Annotated in this window: 19 protein-coding genes; 13 read left to right on the top strand and 6 right to left on the bottom strand. The window is 66.9% G+C overall.

All coding sequences use genetic code 11. The features are described from left to right. Positions 1-20 precede the first annotated feature (20 nt). Positions 21-290: a phosphocarrier protein HPr gene (gene ptsH1, locus NDI86_RS12650; RefSeq protein ID WP_310900800.1), complete on the bottom strand. Its 270-nt coding sequence runs from the start codon at positions 288-290 to the stop codon at positions 21-23. Between the two features lie 79 nt (positions 291-369). Between ptsH1 and NDI86_RS12645 the strand changes: the two genes are divergently transcribed. From NDI86_RS12645 to NDI86_RS12625, 5 genes are all read left to right on the top strand, one after another. Further along, positions 370-1,320, top strand: a complete 951-nt coding sequence (locus NDI86_RS12645) for a mechanosensitive ion channel family protein (RefSeq protein ID WP_310900799.1) — start codon at positions 370-372, stop codon at positions 1,318-1,320. A 34-nt stretch (positions 1,321-1,354) separates the two neighbouring features. Beyond that, the gene (locus NDI86_RS12640) at positions 1,355-2,017 is read left to right on the top strand and encodes an O-methyltransferase (RefSeq protein WP_310900798.1); all 663 of its coding nucleotides are present in this window, start codon (positions 1,355-1,357) and stop codon (positions 2,015-2,017) included. 72 nt (positions 2,018-2,089) lie between these two features. Continuing rightward, positions 2,090-2,689, top strand: a complete 600-nt coding sequence (locus NDI86_RS12635; RefSeq protein ID WP_276250276.1) for a chemotaxis protein CheC — start codon at positions 2,090-2,092, stop codon at positions 2,687-2,689. A gap of 71 nt (positions 2,690-2,760) precedes the next feature. Continuing rightward, the gene (locus tag NDI86_RS12630; protein WP_310900797.1) at positions 2,761-4,458 is read left to right on the top strand and encodes a long-chain fatty acid--CoA ligase; all 1,698 of its coding nucleotides are present in this window, start codon (positions 2,761-2,763) and stop codon (positions 4,456-4,458) included. A gap of 128 nt (positions 4,459-4,586) precedes the next feature. Then, positions 4,587-5,744: an acyl-CoA dehydrogenase family protein gene (locus tag NDI86_RS12625; protein ID WP_310900796.1), complete on the top strand. Its 1,158-nt coding sequence runs from the start codon at positions 4,587-4,589 to the stop codon at positions 5,742-5,744. Here NDI86_RS12625 and NDI86_RS12620 read toward each other — a convergent pair. Both NDI86_RS12620 and NDI86_RS12615 read right to left on the bottom strand, forming a co-directional pair. After that, positions 5,741-6,766, bottom strand: coding sequence for a sensor histidine kinase (locus NDI86_RS12620; protein WP_310900795.1), 1,026 nt, complete (start codon positions 6,764-6,766; stop codon positions 5,741-5,743). The two genes, NDI86_RS12625 and NDI86_RS12620, sit on opposite strands and share 4 nt — an antisense overlap. A gap of 324 nt (positions 6,767-7,090) precedes the next feature. Beyond that, positions 7,091-7,351, bottom strand: coding sequence for a hypothetical protein (locus NDI86_RS12615; RefSeq protein WP_310900794.1), 261 nt, complete (start codon positions 7,349-7,351; stop codon positions 7,091-7,093). Positions 7,352-7,477: 126 nt separating this feature from the next. On the opposite strand from NDI86_RS12615, the gene NDI86_RS12610 reads away from it, so the two are divergent. After that, on the top strand, positions 7,478-8,263 hold the full coding sequence (locus tag NDI86_RS12610) for an N-acyl homoserine lactonase family protein (protein WP_310900793.1): 786 nt from the start codon (positions 7,478-7,480) through the stop codon (positions 8,261-8,263). 16 nt (positions 8,264-8,279) lie between these two features. Here NDI86_RS12610 and NDI86_RS12605 read toward each other — a convergent pair whose 3' ends face one another. Continuing rightward, positions 8,280-8,453 carry a hypothetical protein gene (locus NDI86_RS12605; RefSeq protein WP_310900792.1) on the bottom strand — a complete coding sequence of 58 codons (174 nt, stop codon included), beginning with the start codon at positions 8,451-8,453 and terminating at the stop codon, positions 8,280-8,282. After that, positions 8,450-9,172 carry a DICT sensory domain-containing protein gene (locus NDI86_RS12600; RefSeq protein WP_310900791.1) on the bottom strand — a complete coding sequence of 241 codons (723 nt, stop codon included), beginning with the start codon at positions 9,170-9,172 and terminating at the stop codon, positions 8,450-8,452. Before NDI86_RS12600 ends, NDI86_RS12605 begins: the two co-directional genes overlap by 4 nt. Before the next feature lie 328 nt (positions 9,173-9,500). Here NDI86_RS12600 and NDI86_RS12595 point away from each other — a divergent pair, with 328 nt between their 5' ends. The 7 genes from NDI86_RS12595 (at position 9,501) to NDI86_RS12565 (ending at position 18,173) form a co-directional block, all read left to right on the top strand. After that, entirely contained in the window at positions 9,501-11,399 is a 1,899-nt protein-coding gene (locus NDI86_RS12595) for a 2-oxoacid:acceptor oxidoreductase subunit alpha (RefSeq protein WP_310900790.1), read from the top strand. A gap of 3 nt (positions 11,400-11,402) precedes the next feature. After that, positions 11,403-12,341, top strand: a complete 939-nt coding sequence (locus tag NDI86_RS12590) for a thiamine pyrophosphate-dependent enzyme (RefSeq protein ID WP_310900789.1) — start codon at positions 11,403-11,405, stop codon at positions 12,339-12,341. A gap of 103 nt (positions 12,342-12,444) precedes the next feature. Further along, a complete protein-coding gene (gene lrpA1, locus NDI86_RS12585; protein ID WP_310900788.1) occupies positions 12,445-12,873 on the top strand; it encodes an HTH-type transcriptional regulator LrpA1 in 429 nt (142 codons plus the stop codon). A 34-nt stretch (positions 12,874-12,907) separates the two neighbouring features. After that, a complete protein-coding gene (locus NDI86_RS12580; RefSeq protein WP_310900787.1) occupies positions 12,908-14,416 on the top strand; it encodes a DHH family phosphoesterase in 1,509 nt (502 codons plus the stop codon). Positions 14,417-14,453: 37 nt separating this feature from the next. After that, positions 14,454-15,245 carry a CBS domain-containing protein gene (locus NDI86_RS12575; RefSeq protein WP_310900786.1) on the top strand — a complete coding sequence of 264 codons (792 nt, stop codon included), beginning with the start codon at positions 14,454-14,456 and terminating at the stop codon, positions 15,243-15,245. A 315-nt stretch (positions 15,246-15,560) separates the two neighbouring features. After that, on the top strand, positions 15,561-17,255 hold the full coding sequence (locus NDI86_RS12570) for a methylmalonyl-CoA mutase family protein (RefSeq protein WP_310900785.1): 1,695 nt from the start codon (positions 15,561-15,563) through the stop codon (positions 17,253-17,255). Positions 17,256-17,315: 60 nt separating this feature from the next. Continuing rightward, on the top strand, positions 17,316-18,173 hold the full coding sequence (locus NDI86_RS12565; RefSeq protein ID WP_310900784.1) for a hypothetical protein: 858 nt from the start codon (positions 17,316-17,318) through the stop codon (positions 18,171-18,173). Here the strand turns inward: NDI86_RS12565 and NDI86_RS12560 are convergent, their stop codons facing one another. Continuing rightward, positions 18,174-18,452, bottom strand: a complete 279-nt coding sequence (locus tag NDI86_RS12560; protein WP_310900783.1) for a DUF7520 family protein — start codon at positions 18,450-18,452, stop codon at positions 18,174-18,176. Positions 18,453-18,476: the final 24 nt, after the last annotated feature.

Raw genomic sequence — 18,476 nt, 5'->3', positions numbered from 1 at the left:
GGCCGCTGTGGGTCTGTTACTTACTCTCCGTCTTCCGGCGTCGAGAGCACCGCCTCCAGCGCGTCGAGCGCCGCCTCGGCGTCCTCGCCCTCCGCGACGAGACGGACCACATCGCCGTGTTTCGCGCCCAGCCCCGTCACCGAGAGCATGCTGTTTGCGGGCACGAGTTTCTCGCCGTCCGCCGGTCCGACTTCCACCGTCGCGTCGTACTCGTTGACCGTCTGGACGAACTTCGACGCGGGTCGCGCGTGCAGGCCGGCCTCCGGGACGATTTCGACATCTCGCTCCATACCGGTGCCAGGGAGCGGACCACCATTACTATTCTGGGTTCTCCAAACCGTTTTGATGACAGGTCGTCTCTGACAGGCCGTGAGTCGGCCACTGGGATATCTGTCGGTCGTATTGTCGCTTTGCTGTGCGCTCGGCGTGGGGCTCGTCGGCCGCCTCGGCATCGAGGAGACCGTCGTGGGTTTCGACGTCGCCTCCCTGCTGGGCGAGGCGCTCTCGGTCATGGCCGTGGTCCTCGCCGCCTACGGCTGTTACCGTATCGTGCTCGTCGCCTTCGACCGCAGGACCCCCGACAAGCGCCGTCGCCACGACGCGCGCAACGTCTTCCGACTCGCCTTCGGCGCGGCGGGCACCGCCGCCGTCCTCGGCGTGGTCACCCAGCAGTGGGTCGGCGTGTTGTTCTCCCTGGGCGTGGTCGGGTTCGCCGTGACGTTCGCGCTCCAGCAGCCCCTCTTTTCCCTCATCGGCTGGCTCTACATCATGGTCAAGCGGCCCTACCAGGTCGGCGACCGTGTCGCCATCGAGGACTCGAAGGGCGACGTGGTCGAGGTCTCCTTCCTCGTGACGACGCTCTGGGAGATAAACGGCGGCCTCGTCTCCTCGAACCAGCCCTCTGGTCGCATCATCACGCTGCCCAACAGCGTCGTCCTCTCCTCGCACGTGATGAACTACACCCGCGAGGACTTCCCGTTCGTCTGGAACGAACTGTCGGTCCAGGTGGCCTACGAGACCGACATCGACTACGCGACCGAGACGATGCGGGCCATCGCCGACGACTACCTGGGCGACGAGATGGCCGCCCGCATCGGCCGCTATCGCGAGCGCCTCTCGGAGACGCCGGTCGAACTGGAGGTCCAGGACCGGCCCACGGTCAACGTCGTCCAGCAGGAGTCCTGGGTGGAGTTCCGACTGCGCTATCTCGTCCACCCCCGACGGGGCCAGCGGGTCAAGAACGAGCTATACAGGCGGATTCTCGACGCGTTCAACGACGAGCCAGAGCGGGTGCAGTTCCCCGTGAGCCGGAACCGGTGAGAGCCTTTACGGCCGGGGCGGACGGACCACGGGCATGGACGAGACGCCGCTGCCGGACGTGACCGAGCAGTTCGCCAGGAGCCTCGCGCCCGACCCGGACGACATCGTCGCGGAGATGGACGAACGCGCCGACCGCGAGGGGTTCCCGACCGTCGGCCCGGCCGTCGGCGCGTGGCTCCGCCTGCTGGCGCGACTGACCGACGCCGAGCGCGTCTTCGAGTTTGGCTCCGGCTTTGGCTACTCGGCGTACTGGATGGCCCCCGCCGTGGGCGGGGAACTCGTCCTCACGGAGATAGACGAGGCGGAACTCGACTCGGCCAGGGAGTACTTCGAGCGGGGCGGCTACGCCGACCGGGCGGCGTTCGAACACGGCGACGCCATCGACATCGTCGACGAGTACGAGGGCCCCTTCGACGTGGTGCTGGTCGACAACGAGAAGGACCGGTACACCGAGGCGTTCGACGCCGTCCGCGAGAAGGTCCCCGTCGGCGGCGTCGTCGCGGCGGACAACGCCGTCGAGGCCGGCCCGCTGGATTTCGACGACATCCGTGCGCTGCTGGCCGGCGAGTCGGTCGACGCGAGCGACGCGAGCCGCGGCATCGCAGACTATCTCGCGACCGTCCGCTCCGACCCCGACTTCGAGACTGGCCTGCTCCCGCTGGGCGAGGGCGTCGCGGTCAGCGTCCGCGTGGCGTAAGCCAATTCTCGGCAGCGAAAATGGGGGTGTATAGCTTATGTGGCAGGCCTCGAAACTGCAGGCAAACCGACCATGAGTCTGATGATAGATATCAGGAAGCTGGGCCTCTTCAACAAGATGGCCAAGGAGGGGGGCAACACCGTCGCCAACCACCTCAGCCAGATGACGGGGATGGAGACGGAGATGGAGATCACCAAGATAAACTTCATCGACATCCCCGACATCAAGACCCACATCGGCGACGAGAAACAGATCGGCATCAGCATCGAGATGGTCGAGAAACCCCACGGCTACATCCTCTTCCTGTTCAACGCCCGAAGCGCGAAGGACCTCGCCCACGGCATGATAGGCGACATGGGCGAGACCAGCGACGCGGGCGGCTTTACCGACATGGAGCGGTCGGCCATCCAGGAAATCGGGAACATCATGACCAGCGGCTTCATCGACGGCTGGGCGAACGTCCTCGATACGACCATCGACATCTCGACGCCCAACTTCACGTTCGGGCCCGGCTCCGGCATGGTCGACCAGCTCGTCGGCGACCGCGACAACGATATGGCGCTGATGTTCGACTCGCGGGTCCACGCGCTGGACTCGGACATCAACGTGAAGGTGTACACGTTCCCCGAACTGGAGGAACTGGTCGGGCTGATGCAGGAGATAGAGGTCTGAGACGGAAACAACGGAGAGTCCGTCACTATTAATTTGCGGACTTTCTTGTGGGGTGGGCACGATTCACACGTATGCCTGGTGGTTCACCCCAGACACTTCGGCCGTTCCTGTGGCGCGCACGCCAACTGTACCCCGAGACTGAAGTCGTCTCCCGGACCCACGAGGGTATCGTCCGGTACGACTACGATGCCTACGGCGACCGCGTCGCGCAGTTGGCGAACGCGCTCGCGTCCGCGGGCTACGGAGAGGGCATCGAGGCCGCCGACCGGGCGGGACGGGAGTCGGAGTCCCCCGGCGGCGCGCGCCTGGCCACGTTCTGCTGGAACCACCACCGCCACTTCGAGACGTACTTCGGCGTCCCGGGGACGGGCGCGCAACTCCACACCATCAACCCGCTGTTACCCGATAAACACGTCCAGTACATCGTCGAGAACGCGGCCGACCGGACCGTCTTCGTCGACCCGTCGCTCCTCCCGAAACTCGAAGGGGCCGTCGCCGACGGGCCCGACGCCTTCGAGACGGTCGAGCGGTACGTGGTGATGGGCGAGTCGGTCCCCGATACCGACCTCGACGCCGTCGCCTACGAGTCGTTCATCGACGGACAGCCGACCAGTTTCGACTGGCCCGACCTCTCGGAGGACCGCCCCGCCGGGCTCTGTTACACCTCGGGGACGACCGGGCGGCCGAAAGGCGTCGAGTACACCCAGCAGATGCTCTGGTCACACACGATGGGTATCCAGTCGCCACAGGGCATCCCGCTCGCCGACGACGACGTCGTCATGCCCGTGGTCCCGATGTTCCACGTCAACGCGTGGGGGCTCCCGTTCTCGGCGACCGCCGGCGGCGCGAAACACGTCTACCCCGGCCCGAAACCGGAGCCGGCGGACCTCGCCGGTCTCATCGAGGACGAGGGCGTCACCGTCACCGCCGGCGTCCCGACCGTCTGGCTCGGGCTGATGGAACACGTCAAGGAAAACGACGTCGACCTCTCCTCGCTCGACCGACTGGTGGTCGGGGGCAGCGCCGCGCCCGAGGCGATGATACGCTTTTTCGACGACCACGGGGTCGAACTGGTCCACGCCTGGGGGATGACGGAGACGGCCCCCGTCGGGACCGTCTCGGAGGTCAAACACGGGCTGGCCGAGGCCGACTACGAGACGCGACTGGCGAAGCGTGGCAAACAGGGGCTCGTGGTACCGGGTCTCGAGTTCCGGGTCGTCGACGACGAGGGCGAGGAGGTACCCCACGACGGGGAGGCCTTCGGCGAACTCCACGTTCGCGGGCCGTGGGTCACGACGGAGTACTTCGCGCGGCCGGAGGCCACGGAAGCGGAGTTCGCCGACGGGTACCTCAAGACCGGCGACGTGGTGACGGTCGATCCGGACGGCTACGTCGACATCGTCGACCGCGCCAAGGACGTCATCAAGAGCGGCGGCGAGTGGATATCGTCCCAGGAACTGGAAAACGAGCTGATGGCCCACGAAGACGTCGCCGAGGCCGCCGTCATCGGCGTGCCCCACGAGCGCTGGCAGGAGCGCCCGCTCGCGCTGGTCGTGCCAAGCGGGGACGACGCCGACTCGCTCTCGGACTCGCTGCGGGACCATATACGCCAGCAGTACCCCGACTGGTGGGTCCCGGACAACGTCGTCACCATCGACGAGATACCCAAGACCGCGACGGGGAAGTTCAACAAGAAAGCGCTGCGCGACGAGTACAGCGACGGGTCGCTGGTCGAGGGACGGGTGCCGGACGACGCCGCGCCGGAGTAGAGCCCTCGCTGCCGTCGAATCACGGTGTCGCCCGCCCCATATCACCGGCACTCGCCCACGGAAACAACCGGAGAGGTGTTTTCTCCAGTTTCACGAGGTATATGGTGTCACCACACATGGGTAGGAGCATGGAGTTACTTTCGGAGTATCCGGTACCAGAACACGCCCGGCCGGTCAAGGCCAGGGCCCGCGAGTTCGCCCAGGAACACATCGCACCAGTGGCCGCCGACTACTACGAGGCCGGCGAGTATCCCTGGGAGGTCCTCGAAGCGGGACAGGAAGCCGGCCTGGTCGCGGGCGACCTCGGCGAAGACCTCGGCGGCCAGGGGTACGACCTGGAGCAGGTGCTGGCCATCGCCGAGGAGTTCTACCGGGCCGACGCCGGCATCGCGCTCACCCTGCAACTGGCGAGCTTCGGCGCCGAAATCGTCGAGGACCACGGCAGCGAGGCACAGAAAGAGGAGTACCTCCGGCCGGTCGCCGAACACGACCAGATAACCGGGCTCGCGGTCTCGGAACCCGAGACCGGCAGCGACCTCGCGGGGATGACGACAAGCGCCGAGAAGGACGGCGACGAGTGGGTCATCAACGGCGAGAAGTACTGGATCGGCAACGGCGTCGAGGCCGACTGGGTCACGCTGTACGCCAAGACCGGCGACGACCCCAACAACCGGTACGGCAACTACTCGATGTTCATCGTCCCGACCGACTCGCCGGGGTACGACGCCGAACACATCCCGGAGAAGATGGGCTTTCGGGCGTCGAAACAGGCCCACATCGTGCTGGACGACTGTCGCATCCCCGAGGAGAACCTGGTCGGTGTGGAGGGCGCCGGCTTCTACATGCTCGCGGAGTTCTTCAACCACGGGCGGGTCATCGTCGCTGGCCACGGTATCGGGCTCGCCGCCGCGGCCATCGAGGAGGCGTGGGACTTCGTCCACGACCGCGAGGCGTTCGGCCGGACCGTCGACGAGTTCCAGGCCGTCCAGCACAAGCTCGCGGACATGCAACTGCAGTTCCAGTCGGCCCGCTCGCTCTCCTGGGACGCCGCCCACCACGTCGCCAACCAGGAGAACGCCGGCTACTGGGCCGCACTCGCCAAGACCGCCGGAACCGAGGCGGCGACCGAGTGTTCCCAGCAGAGCATGCAACTGCACGGCGGCCGCTCGGTGCTGCTGGAGAACCGCATCTCGCGGGTGTTCCGCGACGCGCGCATCCCGGTCATCTACGAGGGCGCCAACGACATCCAGCGCAACCTCATCTACCGGCAGACGCCCACGAACTAGGCGACGGGCAACTGCAGTCGGACTTCGCCCCCGTCGCCGTCGTCGCCGAACGCGACGCGTCCGCCGAGGTCTTCGACGGCCGCTTTCACGACCCACAGGCCGAGGCCGCTGGCGTGTTCGACCTGCGTTCGGTCGCGCTCGCCGGTCAGTATCTCCGTTTCCATCTCCGGGATGCCGGGCCCGTCGTCGGCCACCACGAGCGTGACCGTCTCCCCGACGGCCGAGGCGGAGACCTCGACGGTCTGCTCGTCGGTGTGGACGATAGCGTTCTCCAGCAGGTGGCCCAGCGCCGTTTCGAGGCGCTCGCCGGCCCGAACCGACTCGTCTGGCAGGTCGACTGTAATCGTCGCCGCCGGGTACTGCTCGCGACAGTCCGCGACGACGCGCTCGACGAGGTCGGGGAGCGAGCAGGTCCGGGGCGTGGTCTCGTCGTCGACGATGGCCTGCATCTCCCTGAGCCGACCGCTCATCGACGCGAGGTCGTCCCCGACCGCGGCGACGCGTTCGGAGGCCTCGTCACGGACCTCGGGGTCGGTGTCCGCGTCCACGAGGTCGGCGACGCCGTGGAGCACCTGCGCGTCGTTCCGGAGGTTGTGTCTCGCGACTCGGTTGAGGACGGCCAGCTTCTCCCGCTCGCGCGCGAGTTCCGCCGTCCGGATACGTCGCACGTCGTTGACGCCGATGAGGACGTGGGCGACGGCGCTCACGCCCAGAATCCCGGCGGCGACGAACGCCGGCAGCGACGCGCTCCCGGTCAGTGTCACCAGCGCGAGCACGAGGCCCAGGACGACGACGCCGAGGCCGTTCCAGCCGGCGATTCGCACGACGTGTGCCGTCGAGATGCCGCTGTCGACCAGCAGGACCGCCCCGGCGGCGAGAGCCAGCCCGATGAGGAGGCCCAGCGCGGCGAGGGCCGTCCCCGGACCGTCGAGCGGGCCGCTCAGCGCCAGGGCGTTCGGGACGGCGACGAGGCCGCCGGTCGTGCCGACGGTCACCGCGGCGCCGCCTCGCTTCGCTCTCACCACGCCCGCCACCCCACCCGTGTCGACCGCGTCACCGACGTCGATGACTGCTGTTCCACCCTGATATGTGAAACATCGACGGTATTAGTGGTTGTGACTACCGCGCTCTCTCGCCGAGAGGGACACGACTCCGCGGCGGCCGCTCGGTCCTACTCGAAAACCGCATCTCGCGAGGTTTGTGACGCGTGGGCACCCGTGGTCTACGAAGGGACCGACGGCATCCAGCGGTTCAGCTACCACCGGTCGCCGAAACGGTCTCCGGGACCGCAGCTACCGGCAACCGCCGACGCCGTCCAGCACACCTGCGTGTCGGTCGACCGCCCGTCAGGATTCGATCTTCTCGACGATCTCCTCGGCTTGCTCGGCCGCTTTGTCCTCGCCGACCTCTTTCTGTATGAGGACGGTCTCGACCTTCCAGTCGTCGCTGTCCGCCGCTTTGCCCATCCGGACCTCGCTCCCGTCGGAGACGGAGCGGGCCGGCTTTTCGGCCCAGTCGGGCGTTCGAATCGTCTCGAACTGGTCGGGGTCGCGAAACCGGACGTGGACGTACTCGTCTTCGGTCTCGACTTTCGTAGGCGAGGCCATACCTGCGGTTCGGACTGAACCGCTATGAGCCGCTGGCCTGCGAGCGCAGCCACGCGTCGGTTCCGTCGCGTGCCACCACAACTAGTTCGGACCACCGTTTTTCCTTGCAGCGCCCCTTCGGCCGGTATGGAGACCCCCGAAGTCACCTTCCTGGACCGCGGGCGCGTGATGGCCGACCGGAGCTTCGTCGTCGACGGCGCGAGCGTCGCGACGGCCTCGAACCGCGACCCCGACCACGAGTACGAGGAGTTCGTCGTCTGGAACCTCGTCGTCGAGACGGCCGAGCGGACTATCCTGTGGGACACCGGTTCACACCCCGAGGCGGGCGACGGCTACTGGCCCGGGCCGCTGTACGACGCCTTCGCCCACGTCGACGCGGCCGAGCATACCCTAGAGGGCGACCTGGCCGACGCCGGCTACGCCATCGCCGACATCGACGCCGTGGTGATGAGCCACCTCCATCTCGACCACGCCGGGGGCCTCCACAACTTCGCCGGGACTGACGTCCCGATTTACGTCCACCGCGAGGAACTGCCCTACGCCTACTACAGCGCCAAGACGGGCGAGGGCTCTATCGCCTATCTGGCGAGTGACTTCGACCGCGACCTGAACTGGGAGATCGTCCACGGCGACAGCTACCACCTGGCCGACGGCGTCGAACTGCTGCACCTGCCCGGCCACACGCCGGGCCTCGTGGGAGCGCACATCGAGCGTGACGGCAACCCCCTGCTCGTGGTGGGCGACGAGGCCTACGTCGAGGCCAACTACGCCGGGCAGGCCATGGCGACGAGCCTGCTGTGGAGCACGGCCGCCTGGCGCGAGAGCCTCGCGCGCTGCCGGGACATCCAGCGCGAGACGGGCGCGGAGATACTGCTGGGTCACGACCTGTCGGTGTTCGAGTCGGTCAGTTGAGACAGCGGCCGCGGGGTCAGTCCGAGAGCGGACGCAGCGTCAACTGCTCGCCGTCGGCGGTCCGGACTACCCAGCGGTCCCCATCGCGCTCGGTCACCGTCCAGAGCCCGAACTGGAAGTGGAGTTCCAGTTCGACCGCGTTGACCCGCTGGCCGGTCTCGGCGATGCGGTAGGCCGTCGCCCCGCTCACTGCTCCAGCATCCCGTAGCGCGTCTCCAGGTGGTCGACGATGTAGTCGACCGTCGAGGGGTCGTACGTCCAGAAGCCGTAGAACTCGCGGGGCTCGCGTTCCTCGGCCAGGAGCGCACACTTCTGGGTCGTCGCCTCCTCGTCGACCCCGTCGTCGAAGACCACGAACCACGAGTTCGCCAGTTCCGCGCTGCGGTCGAGGTGGAGCTGGAACGTCGTGTGGGCCGGCGGGTCGATGTCGGGGACCGCGTAGGCGTGGACGTCGACGGGTGAGTCGCCCAGCCCCTCGTAGAGGTCGAGTTCGCCCTCAAGCGTCGAGAGCGTCTGGAAGCCGGCGTGCAGGGCCCCCTCACCGACCCGCCACGCGCGGTCCTCTATCTCGCGAGAGGCCGCCACCATGCGGCCGATGGACCAGGACGTAAAGAGCGTCTCGTCGAGGTGGTCGAGCACGCTGTGGGCGGCGTCTTCCCCAAGGACGCGCTCGCGGTCCTCGAGCGAGTCGTAGAACGACTCGACGTCGGTCGCCGCGTAGACGCCGTCGTCGTCCGACAGCGTGAGGAACTCGCCGGGGCGGCCGCTCCCGGTCGTCTCCCGGACGACGCGGACGTTCCGGTCCGCGAACCGGTCCCGGAGGTCGTCGGTGACCGACGCGCCGGCGTTGAACACCGTCAGGGTCTGCTCGTGGGCTTCAACGCCGGCGATGAGTTCGCTGAGCGACATTCACACGGAGAGGACGACTGGTACGGCATTAGGCCTTCCGGCGACGTGGAAACCGACGCCACCCAGGTGGGCAGCGGCCTTGCGGGAACGACGATGCCGACCGCGCAGTCGCGGGCGAGCATCGGATTTATCCGATTGCAGACCTGTTTCTCAAGCGGACTATCGTGCCGTGCCAGAGACCTTGCAAATTAATCATCAGCGTTTCCCCAAAATTGGCTGCCTTCGGCCGAATAATAACGATTAATGGGTCTTGATATAGTGGAAAATCTTTAGTCGTGGCCCCCCAACCTTCCCGTACGGCACCAAAGCTGGGGCCGAGGATTTCACAATGACAGACAACGAACTAATCTGGCGAATCGCTGGCGGTTCCGGAGACGGAATCGACTCGACCAGTCAGAACTTCGCGAAGGCCCTGATGCGTTCGGGACTTCACGTTTTCACACACCGACATTACCCGTCGCGTATCCGTGGTGGCCACACGTACGTCGAAGTACGCGCGAAGGACGAGGATGTACAGTCACGCGGTGACGGCTACAACTTCCTGCTCGCGCTGGGTGACTCCTTCGCTCGGAACCCCCAGGACGAGGCCTACTACGGCAAGGAAGAGCTGAAGCCGCTGTACGAGAACTTCGACGACCTCCGCGAGGGCGGTGTCCTGCTGTACGACGAGGGACTGCTCGACGAGGACGACGTCGAGGAGATCGGCCTCGAAGAGGCCGCCGAGGAGAACGGCTGGCACGTCGTCCCGATGGACCTGCGCGGCATCGCCAAGGAACACGGCCGCGAGATCATGCGCAACACGGCCGGTATCGGCGCGACCGCCGCCATCCTCGACATCGGCACCGAGGAGTTCGAGACGCTCATCGAGCAGAACATGGCCGGCGACATGCAGGAGGCCAACCTCGCGGTGCTCGAGGACGCCTACGAGGCCGCCTCGGAACTCGATATCGACCACGACATCGAGGTTCCCGAGGGCTCTCACGACGAGGAACAGGTCATCCTCTCTGGCTCTAACGCTATCTCCTATGGCGCCCTCGACGAGGGCTGCCGGTTCATCTCGGGCTATCCGATGACCCCGTGGACCGACGTCTTCACCATCATGTCCCAGCACCTGCCCGAGTTCGGCGGTATCTCCGAGCAGGTCGAGGACGAAATCGCCGCCGCGGCGCTCGCTCTGGGCGCCTCGCACATGGGCGTGAAATCGATGTCCGGCTCGTCGGGCGGTGGGTTCGCCCTGATGTCCGAGCCGCTGGGTCTGGCCGAGATGACCGAGACGCCGGTCGTCCTGGTCGAAGCGATGCGTGCCGGTCCCTCGACCGGGATGCCGACCAAGCCCGAACAGGCCGACCTCGAACACGTCCTGTACACGTCACAGGGCGACTCCGCCCGCGTCGTGTTCGCGCCCGCGAACATCCGCGAGTGTTACACCCAGACCCGCTCGGCGTTCCGCATCGCCTACGAGTACCAGATTCCGGCCATCGTCATCTACGACCAGAAGATTCAGGGCGAACTCCGGAACCTGCCGGCGAGTCACTTCGACGAGGAGCCAAACGCCGACCCCGGTTCGGTCCTCACGGAGGCCGAAATCGAGGAGGCTGCCCACCACGCCTCCGGGAAGTTCAAGCGGTTCCTGCACGACCCCGAGGACGGCTCGAACGTCAGCCCGCGCTCGGTCCCCGGCCAGAAGGACGGTCGCTACCTCGCGACGGGCAACGAGCACAACGAGGAGGGCCACATCAGCGAGGACCCCGACAACCGCATCGCGCAGATGGAGCGTCGGCTGAACAAGCTCGACGACATCCGCGCCGACCTCGACGCGAACGCCGGTCACCAGACCTACTACGGGCCCGAGGACGCCGAACACGGTATCCTCGTGTGGGGCAGCCAGCAGGACACGGCCTTCGAGGCCGTCGACCGGCTCAACGAGAACGGTCACAGCGTGAAGGCGCTTGGCGTCTCCGACATGGCTCCGTATCCGGTCGAGGAGGTCTCCGAGTGGCTCGACTCCGTCGACCAGGCGCTGGTCGTCGAGATGAACGCCACGGCCCAGTTCCGCGGGTTGACCCAGAAGGAGATCGGCAAGTACGGCGACAAGATGTCCAGCTTGCTGAAGTACAACGGCAACCCCTTCGAGCCCGCCGAGATCGTCGACGGGTTCGAGTCGAGCATCAACGGCGAGGACCTCGCCGCGACCAACATGAAGTACCTGCCGGCGGCAGGTGACTAACCAATGAGTGCATTCAGCGCAATCGGAGACGACCGCGAGATAGACCGAGACGAGTTCACGCCAGGCATCGAGCCACAGGCCACGTGGTGTCCGGGCTGTGGGGACTTCGGTGTCCTCAAGGCGCTGAAACAGGCCATGCCCGAGGTGGGCAAAAACCCCGACGAGGTCGCCCTCTTTACGGGTATCGGCTGTTCCGGAAAGCTCAACAGCTACTTCAACAGCTACGGCTTCCACACCATCCACGGCCGCTCGCTGCCCGTCGCCCGGGCCGCGAAGCTCGCAAACCCCGACATCGAAGTCATCGCCGCCGGCGGCGACGGCGACGGCTACGGTATCGGCGGCAACCACACCATCCACACGGCCCGTGAGAACCACGATATGACCTACATCGTGTTCAACAACGAGATTTTCGGGCTCACGAAGGGCCAGACCTCGCCGACTTCGCCGAAGGGCCACAAGTCGAAGACCCAGCCCCACGGCTCGGCGAAGTCGCCGATTCGACCGCTCAGCCAGCAGCTAAACGCCGGCGCGACATACATCGCCCGCACGGCCGCGGTCAACCCGAACCAGGCCAAGGAGATCATCGCCGAGGCCATCGAACACGACGGCTTCGCGCACATCGACTTCCTGACCCAGTGTCCGACCTGGAACAAGGACGCGAAACACTACGTCCCGTACACGGACGTCCAGCAGTCCGACGAGTACGACTTCGACCTCTCGGACCGCGCGGAGGCCGCCGAGATGATGCGCAAGACCGAGGAGAAACTGTACGAGGGCGAGGTCCTCACCGGTCGCATGTACGTCGACGACTCCCGTCCGTCCTACGGGCAGGAGAAGCGGTCCATCGGCGAGATGCCCGAGGAACCGCTCGCAGAGCGGTACTTCGACGAGGACGCCGAGTGGGAGCGGACCTACGACAACCTGCTCCAGCACCACAAGTAAGCCGCTCGGCGCGTTCGACCCCACCGGCCCCGAAGGACCGACGACCCCGAAGCGGGGTTACTGATTCGGAACATATTTTTTCACCCACGGCAAATATTGGTCCATGAGTGTCGAGTCTACGGAGCGTCGAATCCTGTCGGTCCTCGAAGAGGACGCACAGGCATCATACGCCGAGATAGCCGACCGTGCCGAGGTCTCGAAGCCCACGGTCCGAAAGTACATCAAGAAGCTCGAAGACGAGGGCGTCATCGTCGGTTACTCGGCCGATATCGACCCGAAGAAGCTGTCGGGCCAGTCCATCGCCATGGTCGGCATCGACGTGGCCAGCGAGCGCTACGTCGAGGCGACCCGACAGCTGTCGGACATCGACGCCGTCGAGTCGCTGTACACCTCCAGTGGCGACCACATGCTGATGGCGGAGGTGCGCGCGACGGACGGGAACTCGCTGGCCGCCGTCATCGAGGACGAGATACTCGAACTCGACGGCGTGACGGCCGCCCACCCCTCCTTTCTGCAGGAACGGCTGAAGTGACGGGTTTTTAGACGCTCCGGACCCGAGGAACTCTATGCCGTCTCGGTTGGTTGTTGGCGCCGGCTCGACCGCGAGTGCGATACTCGACGCTATCAGCGGCGACCGCGACTCGCTCCACGTGGTGACCGACGACGAGCACCGCGCCGAGACGCTCCGCGCGAGCGGTACCGCCGTCACCGTGGCCGAGGAGTTCGACCGCGCGGCGTTGGACGGGCTGGACATCGCCCCGGAGACGGTGGTCGTCGCCACAGAGGACCCGGCCGTCACCGTCGATACCGCCGAAGCCGCCGCCGCGCAGTTCCCCGGCGCCTTCCTCCTCTGTTACACCGGTCACGGGGCGACCGAGGCCCAGCGTGGTCGCCTCGACGCCGTCGCCGACCGCGTCGTCGACCCCGTGACCGCCCTCACCGACCGAGTGCAACAGAGCACGGGCGAGGCGGGGGCCCGCGCTCGCAACCTCCAGAGCGTCCTGCGGGATATCGACGGTCACCTCGCGGTCGTCACGCACGACAACCCCGACCCGGACGCCATCGCGAGCGCCGTGGCGCTGGGCGAACTCGCGGCTCGGGCCGGCTGTGAGGTGACGCTGTGTTACTACGGGGACATCTCTCACCAGGAGAACCGCGCGTTCGTGAACTTACTGGAGTACGACCTCGTGAACTTGGACGCCGACGACGACGAGGCGCTCGACGCGTACGACGGCTTCGCGCTGGTCGACCACTCCCGCCCCGGCGTCAACGACCAGTTGCCCGAAGACCTGCCAATCGACGTCGTCATCGACCACCACCCGCCCCGGCTCCCGGTCGAGGCCCGCTACGTCGACCTCCGCAGCGGCGTCGGGGCGACGAGTACGCTGCTGGTCGATTACTTCCAGCGACTCGACGTCGAGCTGTCCGAACCCATCGCGACCGGCCTGCTCTTCGGTATCCGCGTCGACACCAGGGACTTCCGCCGGGAGGTGTCGGCCCAGGACTTCGAAGCGGCCGCCGAACTCGTCCAGCGGGCGGACATGGGCGCGCTCCAGCGCATCGAGGACCCCAGCGTCAGCGGCGAGACCCTCGCCGTCATCGGTCGCGCCATCGACAACCGCGAGGAGGAAGGGTCCGTCCTGCTCTCCTGTGTCGGCCAGCTCTCCGACCGCGACGCGCTGGCACAGGCCGCCGACCGGCTGCTCGACCTGGAGGGCGTCCAGGCGACGATGGTGTACGGCGTCCTCGACGGGACCATCTACATCTCCGCGCGGGCCCGCGGCGCCGACATCGACCTCGGTGAGGCCCTGCGGGACGCGTTCGGCCAGATAGGGTCGGCCGGCGGCCACGCCGACATGGCCGGTGCCCAGATTACGCTGGGCGTGCTCGACAGCGTGGACGACCACGAGGAGTCGCTGCACAGCATCGTCCGCTCGGTCGTCAACGACCGCTTTCTCGACGTGGTCCAATCCCGTTCGCACCGCCTGCTGGGACGGGTGAACGGCCGGACGGAGTTCGCCTCCGAGTACGCCGGGCTGACCCGGCCACCGGCCGACGAACAGGACACGCCGTAGGCGAGTCTTTTTGCCGCTCGCTGGGCAAGGGTCGGTGATGGCAGACTCGGGTCGACCGACGGTCGGGGAGTATATGACGCGGGACGTGGCGACCGTCGACCTCGACGACACCGTGGCGGAAGTGGCGAAACGCATCGCCGAGAGCGACGACTTCAGCGGCTTCCCCGTCACCGACGGGCGACGCGTCGAGGGCTTCGTCAGCGCCCGCGACCTGCTGCTGGCGGCGGACCACGAGCCGATGTTCCGGGTGATGAGCGAGGACATCATCGTCGCCGCCCCGGAGATGGCCGTCCAGGACGCCGCCCGCGTCATCCTCCGGTCGGGCATCCAGAAGCTCCCGGTCGTCGACGACGCCGGGAACCTCGTGGGCATCATCTCCAACGCGGACGTCGTCCGCTCCCAGATAGAGCGCGCGACCCCCGACAAGGTCGAGAAGCTCAGTCGGACACTCGCGAACATCCACGACATCACCACCGAGGACGAGCGCCGGATGGTCGACCTCGCCGCGCTCACGCCAACCCAGCCGACGGTGTACGCCGACGAACTGGAGGGGCGAGTGTACGAACTCGAACGCGGCCTGGCCGAACCGCTCGTCGTCATCGACAACGACGGCCACCTCTACTTGGCCGACGGCCACCACCGCGTGAAGGCCGCCGACCGACTCGACATCAGAGCGATGGACGCAAACGTCATCGTCCTGGGTGAGACCGTCGAACTCGGGATGGCCAAGACGGCCGCCGAGGCCGGGCTAGAGCGCATCGACGACATCGAGGTCGTCGACTACGCCCGCCACCCGCTGGTGCAGACGACCGAGCGGTTGCAAGAGTAGCGAGGTCGCGAACGGAGTGAGCGACCTCGAATAGCGAGCGGGGAACGCAGTGACCCGCGAGCAGTAGGGAGACGTCGAACGCAGTGAGACGTCTCCGAGACCGACGCGGTGAGCGTAGCGAGCCGCGGAGGTGCGGTGCTGTCTTGAACGCAGTGAGACGTCTCCGAGACCGACGCGGTGAGCGTAGCGAGCCGCGGAGGTGCGGTGCTGTCTTGAACGCAGTGAGACGTCTCCGAGACCGACGCGGGGAGAGCGAAGCGCCTCGAACAGCGAACCGGCGGAATATTCTTGCGAACAGCTACCGTACCACATACCATGTACGACGACGAGGAACTCCGGGCGATACGCGAGGCCAGAGCGGACTGGGAGGACGACACCCTCGACCCGGCCATGGACGCTTACGGGGAGCGCCGGGACCGGTTCGCGACGGTCTCGAACCTCGACGTCGACCGACTGTACACGCCACTCGATGTGGCCGATATCGACTACGAGTCGGACCTCGGATTCCCGGGCGAGGCGCCGTACACGCGGGGCGTCTACCCGACGATGTACCGGGGTCGGCAGTGGACGATGCGGCAGTTCGCGGGCTTTGGCACCGCCGACGAGACCAACGAGCGGTTTCACTACCTCGTCGACGAGGGCCAGACCGGCCTCTCGACGGCCTTCGACATGCCGACGCTCATGGGACTCGACTCCGACGCGGCGCTTGCCGACGGCGAGGTCGGCAAGGAGGGCGTCGCCGTCGACACGCTCGACGATATGGACCGCCTCTTCGACGGTATCGACCTCGCCGAGGTCTCGACCTCTTTCACCATCAACCCGAGCGCGCCGGTGGTCTACGCGATGTATCTGGCGCTGGCAGACCGCCGCGGCGTCCCGCGCGAGCAGTTGCGCGGGACCCTCCAGAACGACATGTTCAAGGAGTTCATCGCACAGAAGGAGTGGGTCGTCGGCCCGGAGCCCTCGCTGAAACTGGTCACCGACGTCATCGAGTTCGCCAGCGAGGAGACGCCGAAGTTCAACCCGGTCTCGGTCTCGGGCTACCATATCCGGGAGGCCGGTGCGACCGCCGTCGAGGAACTGGCCTTTACCCTCGCGGACGGCTTCGCCTACGTCGAGGACTGCCTCGACCGGGGGCTCGAGGTTGACGACTTCGCCCCGCAACTCTCCTTTTTCTTCAACGCCCACAACGCCATCTTCGAGGAGGTCGCGAAGTACCGGGCAGCCCGACGCATCTACGCCCGCGTGATGGCCGACTGGTACGGCGCCGAGACCGAGGCGAGCAAGCGACTGAAGTTCCACACGCAGACCGCCGGCCAGTCCCTGACCGCCCAGCAGCCCCTGAACAACGTCGTCCGCGTGACCATCCAGGCGCTGGCGGGGGTGCTGGGCGGGACCCAGAGTCTCCACACCAACAGCTTCGACGAGGCGCTGGCCTTGCCCTCCGAGGAAGCCGTCAGAGTCGCCCTGCGAACCCAGCAGATTATCGCCGAGGAGTCCGGCGCGGCCGACATCGTCGACCCGCTGGGCGGGAGTTTCGCCGTCGAGGCGCTCACCGACGAAATCGAGTCGCAAGCCATGGCCTACATCGACCACATCCGCGAGGAACTGGGCGACGGGTCGATGCGCGACGGCGTGCTCGCGGGCATCGAGCGGGGCTACTTCCAGCGGGCGATACAGGATTCCGCCTACGAGTACCAGCAACGCGTCGAGCGCGAGGAGGAGGTGGTCGTCGGCGTCAACGCCTACACGGTCACGGAGGACCCCGAACCGGACGTGCTGACGGTCGACGAGGACGTTCAGGAACGCCAGCGCGAGCGGCTCGCAGCGGTGCGAGCCGAGCGTGACGAGGGAGCCGTCGGGGCGGCCCTGGACGAACTGCGGGCGAGCGTCGACGCCGACGGGAACGTCATGCCGGCCATCGTGGCCGCGGTGAAAGCCGAGGCGACGATGGGCGAGATAATGGACGTGTTCCGCGAGGCCTACGGCGAGTACCGGGAGACGAGATGACCGCCCGAGTCGCGTCCCCGGCGGCGAACGTTTTTATGCGGTACCGAGGGACCCGCCCCTATGCTGGAGACGGAGCAGACCAGTCCCACGCTCGCTGCCCAGTGCAGACTCCTCGGAGACACACTACGGCGGAGCCTGACGCATCCGACCACGCTGCTGTACCCCGCGTTCAAGTCGCTACTGGCGACCGGTCTCGTCCTGCTGCTCGGGGTCAGCTTTCTCGTCCCGGTCAGTGGCATCGGCCCCGACGTCCCCATCGGCCCGCTGACGATGGTGGTCGTCGTCGGTTTCAGCGTGTCGCTCCTCTACGTCCTCGGGCCGATTCTCGCCGTCGGACTCGACGTGGCCTACTGTTACGAACTCGGCGTACTGGCGGACGGCAGCCGACCGCTCCCTGGGTCGGGGCTCGTCTTCGCCGCTCGACGGCTGCCACGAATCACGCTGGGTGCGCTGGCCGTCTCTGGAACCTTCCTCGCGGGCTACGTGACCGACACCGACAGTCTCCGAGTCGGGTCCGGCGTGCTCGACGTGCTGCTGGCACCCGCGCTCGCGACCGAGGACGGACCGGTCCGTGACCTGGTCGCCCACATCGAGTCCGCCGCCACGGACCAGTGGGGCAGCGCGGCCCTCGCCGTGTACGGCGTCGGAACGGTGGCGAAGGCGCTGGGGACACTCTGTACCGCGGGCGCAGTCGCCGTCGTCGTCGGCTACTGGCTCGGCGTGGTGCCGTTCGTCGCGACCATAGGGCAGGCGCTGGCGCTCGCAGTCGCGCTCTTACTCGGCGGACTGGCCCTCGCGACGTTCTGCAAGTCGCTGGTCGACGGCCCCGTCGCGATGGCGCTGTACCAGCAGGCGAGGACGGACGGTGAACCGACACACGGGTCGAAAACGCTCGAAGCGGTCCGGGAAATCCAGTGACTACTCCGGGCTCCGACGCCCGGCGGCGCCGGTCCGGCGCGAGACGTAGATAACGAGCCCCAGCAAGACGCCCAGGCCGAGCCCGACCGTCACCATGCCGTACAGCGCCACGCCGAACGGCGTCGGTGGCAGGGCGATGACGCCAAACAGCGCCGGCTGGAGGTCGGCCGGTCGAATCGTCCCCAGGACGAACCCCATCACTCCCGCCAGCGCGACGATGATGACGTAAATCTGGACGACGACCCTCTGCCCGGCGGTCTCTGCCATCTGGTCGCTCATACGCCCCGTTAGGAAGCGAGACGA

This window comes from Haloarcula onubensis, assembly GCF_031624605.1.
Lineage (GTDB): Archaea > Halobacteriota > Halobacteria > Halobacteriales > Haloarculaceae > Haloarcula > Haloarcula onubensis.
This window is presented reverse-complemented; position numbering and strand designations above follow the sequence as displayed.